The 3603-nt window shown below is 45.2% G+C and carries 3 protein-coding genes and 2 pseudogenes; 2 read left to right on the top strand and 3 right to left on the bottom strand.

Features of this window, described 5'->3' with window-relative positions; translation table 11 throughout:
• Positions 1-32 precede the first annotated feature (32 nt).
• Together B4J23_RS03390 and B4J23_RS03385 are read left to right on the top strand one after the other, a co-directional pair.
• Complete coding sequence (locus B4J23_RS03390) at positions 33-395, top strand: RidA family protein (RefSeq protein WP_291358760.1); 363 nt, start codon at positions 33-35, stop codon at positions 393-395.
• Positions 396-547: 152 nt separating this feature from the next.
• Positions 548-1987 carry an amino acid permease gene (locus B4J23_RS03385; protein WP_261634977.1) on the top strand — a complete coding sequence of 480 codons (1440 nt, stop codon included), beginning with the start codon at positions 548-550 and terminating at the stop codon, positions 1985-1987.
• A gap of 54 nt (positions 1988-2041) precedes the next feature.
• On the opposite strand, the gene B4J23_RS03380 is transcribed toward B4J23_RS03385, so the two are convergent.
• From B4J23_RS03380 to B4J23_RS03370, 3 genes and pseudogenes are all read right to left on the bottom strand, one after another.
• Entirely contained in the window at positions 2042-2494 is a 453-nt protein-coding gene (locus B4J23_RS03380; RefSeq protein WP_179992879.1) for a CopD family protein, read from the bottom strand.
• A gap of 23 nt (positions 2495-2517) precedes the next feature.
• Positions 2518-3303, bottom strand: a pseudogene (locus B4J23_RS03375) (beta-ketoacyl synthase N-terminal-like domain-containing protein); the annotation flags it as partial.
• Positions 3304-3322: 19 nt separating this feature from the next.
• Positions 3323-3603 (bottom strand): annotated as a pseudogene (locus B4J23_RS03370) (beta-ketoacyl synthase N-terminal-like domain-containing protein); the annotation flags it as partial.

The following is a 3603-nucleotide window of genomic DNA, read 5'->3' as shown; positions in this document are numbered from 1 at the left end:
AACAAATATTAGAAATAAGAGAGGATAAAATTATGACGGAACATGCAGATATTCAGCGTTTGAACAGCAATCAGGTCATGAGTGCTGTCACCATTCACAATAAAACGGTGTATTTATCAGGGCAGGTGCCAGACAGCAGCAGTCTGGATATTCGTGGTCAAACGCGGGAAGTGCTCATGAAGATTGATCAACTCCTTAAACTGGTAGGTACAGACAAAAGCCGTCTGTTATCTGCACAGCTCCTTGTTAAAAACCTGGAAGACTTTCAAACCGTCAATGCACTCTGGATTGAATGGCTCGAGGGATGTGGCACACCAGCACGCGCAACCATTCAGGCGGATCTGGTAAATCCCGCCTGGTTAATTGAAATTGCAGTGATTGCAGCACTCCCTTAAGTTGCTTCAGATTTTTATATCTCCCAACTTGATTTTGTAAGCATATCAGGCCTGATCATTTAATCCATTAAATGAAACTGCATCTGCAATCAGGATTTCAGGAAGAAATCCGATCAGATAAGCGAAGGCTTGATGTGAAAAAGGAACCGAATATGAATACAGCCTCTTCTAAAGATGATGCATCATCATCTCCCCATGAATTACAACGTAAGCTCTCTAACCGCCATTTGCAGTTAATTGCCATTGGTGGTGCCATTGGTACAGGCCTGTTTATGGGTTCTGGTAAAACGATTGCACTGGCAGGGCCTTCAATCTTGTTTATCTACATGATTATTGGAGCCATGTTCTTTTTCCTGATGCGTGCATTAGGGGAAATCCTGTTATCCAATCTGCACTATAAATCCTTCATTGATATGGCGCATGACCTGATTGGTCCGGGGGCTGGCTATTATATTGGCTGGTCGTACTGGCTGGGCTGGATTCTGGTCGGTATTGCCGACTTAGCGGCAATTATCAATTATCTGAATTTCTGGCTGCCACCCGATATGGCTTTTACACCCATGGGACAGGCCATGATCAGTGCGGGCTGTGTATTGCTGGTACTGGGAATTAACCTGCTGACCGTGAAGCTGTTTGGTGAAATCGAGTTTTGGTTCGCCCTGATTAAAATTCTGGCGATTCTGGGCCTGATTGTGATTGGTGGATATATGATCTTCAGCGACTTCCAGGCACCAGGTGGATCGGCTGCCAGCCTGACCAATGTCTGGGCCTATGATGGTTTGTTCCCTAAGGGTACGATGGGCTTTCTTGCTGGTTTTCAGATTGCGATGTTTGCTTTTGTAGGGGTAGAGCTGCTGGGTACGATGGCGGCTGAAACCAAGGATCCGGAAAAGAACTTGCCTAAAGCAGTGAATGCGATTCCTACGCGAATCATCCTGTTCTATGTATTGTCTCTGCTGGTGATTATGTCTGTAACGCCGTGGGTAGAAATTCCTGCTGATCAAAGTCCTTTTGTGACTCTTTTCTTACATGCGGGTATTCCAGTGTCAGCCATTATCATGAATCTGGTGGTGCTGTCTTCTGTAATGTCTTCCATGAACAGTGGCGTGTTCTCTACCAGCCGGATGCTGTTTGGTCTGGCACGTGATGGTCAGGCACCCCAGGCTTTGGCTGAGCTTTCAAGTCGTGCAGTTCCGGCTAAAGGTCTGTTATTTTCTTGTGCTTTTATTATGGCAGGTGCAGCTTTCCAGTATTTTGTGCCGAATACGATGGAAGCCTTTACGCTAGCCAGCTCACTCTGTGTGATTCTGTTTATCAGTATCTGGGGGCTGATTATGGTGTGTTATATCCGTTACCGTAAACAGCAACCTGAAAAACATGCCACTTCGACCTTCAAAATGCCGGGCGGAATCTGGATGTCCTATCTGGTGCTGATCTTCTTGTTCTTTGCCTTAGTTATTTTAAGTCTGGAAGCAGATACCATGAAAGCACTGATGATTAGTCCGCTGTGGTTGGTGATTTTGTTCGCTACCTATCATACTTTGTATAAACCACGTCTTCGTAAACGTCAGCAAATTCTCTCCGGAGAATAAAGTGCAGACATAAAAAATCCCCGATCAATCGGGGATTTTTTATTTTAGGGAATTTTAGAAAGTAGGTTTTACCACCACTAAAATCACCACAGCAAATAAAATCAGCGTTGGCATTTCATTAAAGAAGCGCCAGAACTTGTGTGACTTGTAATGGGCATTTCCCATCAGTTTCTTACGATAATAACCACATACCAAATGGTAAATGACCAGCAAGCCAACCAAGCCGACTTTCAGATAGAACCATAAGGCTTCATGGTAATGACGCGTTGCATCACCCCAATCGACCAGAAAGTGTGCTGTGATCAGCGTGGCGACCATAGCTGGCCACATAATCCCGCGATACAGCTTGCGTTCCATAATTTCAAAGCGTTGATGACTTACGACATCTTCACTCATGGCATGGTAGACATAAAGCCGTGGCAGATAGAACAAAGCAGCGAACCAGCAAACCACAGCAATAATATGTAATGCTTTTACCCACAAGAAAGCATCAGAAGGAGCATCCATCAAGTCACCCTAAAATGGGCGGCTTAGCCTTCCCATTTTTTGAAAACGAGACAAGCATTTACGCCGCCGAAACCGAAACTGTTACTCATCACAGTATTCAATTTTGCGTCACGTTTTTCAAGTACGATATCAAATGGTTTTGCGCCTTCATCCAGTTCAGTCACGTTGATGTTTGGTGCAATAAAGTCATTTTGCATCATCAGGATAGAGTAGATCGCTTCCTGTACACCTGCAGCACCCAGGCTGTGACCTGTCATAGATTTAGTCGAGCTGAGTGGAGGAACGTGACCTTCACCGAAGGCACGTGCCATAGCTTTAAGTTCAGTAACATCACCTGCTGGAGTAGAAGTACCATGTGTATTCACATAGTCAATTTTATCTACACCATGCTGTTTGGCCTCTTCTAGAGCCATCAGAATACAACGTGTTGCACCTTCGCCAGATGGAGCAACCATGTCAGCACCATCAGAGTTGGCTGCATAAGCTACAACCTCAGCCAGAATATTCGCGCCACGTGCCTGAGCATGTTCTAGTGACTCAAGCACCACAAAACCGCCACCACCAGCAATCACGAAACCGTCACGGTCTGCTGAATATGGACGAGAAGCTGTTTCAGGTGTGTCGTTGTATTTAGAGCACAGTGCACCCATCGCATCAAACAGCAGGCTTTGAGACCAGTGATCTTCTTCACCACCACCAGCAAGCATAAGGTCTTGTTTACCAAGTTGAATAAGATTATATGCATAACCAATTGCATCTGCAGAAGTTGCACAAGCACTTGCGATTGAGTGAGCAATACCTTGAAGTTTAANNGTGATCTTCTTCACCACCACCGGCAAGCATTAAATCCTGTTTACCCAGTTGGATCAGGTTATAAGCATAACCAATGGCATCGGCAGAAGTTGCACAAGCGCTGGTAATCGAGTGTGCAATCCCTTGTAATTTAAATGCGACACCGACGTTTGCTGTAATGGTATTCGACATGTTACGTGGGACGAAGAATGGACCAACTTTGCGTGCGCCTTTTTCTTCCAGCAATTTTGTCATTTCTACTACAGATGCTGTCGAGTTGCCACCTGAACCACCCGCAATACCATAACGTGGATTAT

The organism is Acinetobacter sp. UBA3025 (assembly GCF_002367915.1).
Classification (GTDB): Bacteria; Pseudomonadota; Gammaproteobacteria; order Pseudomonadales; family Moraxellaceae; genus Acinetobacter.
The sequence above is the reverse complement of the archived record's forward strand: the minus strand, read 5'-3'. Positions and strand labels throughout refer to the sequence as shown.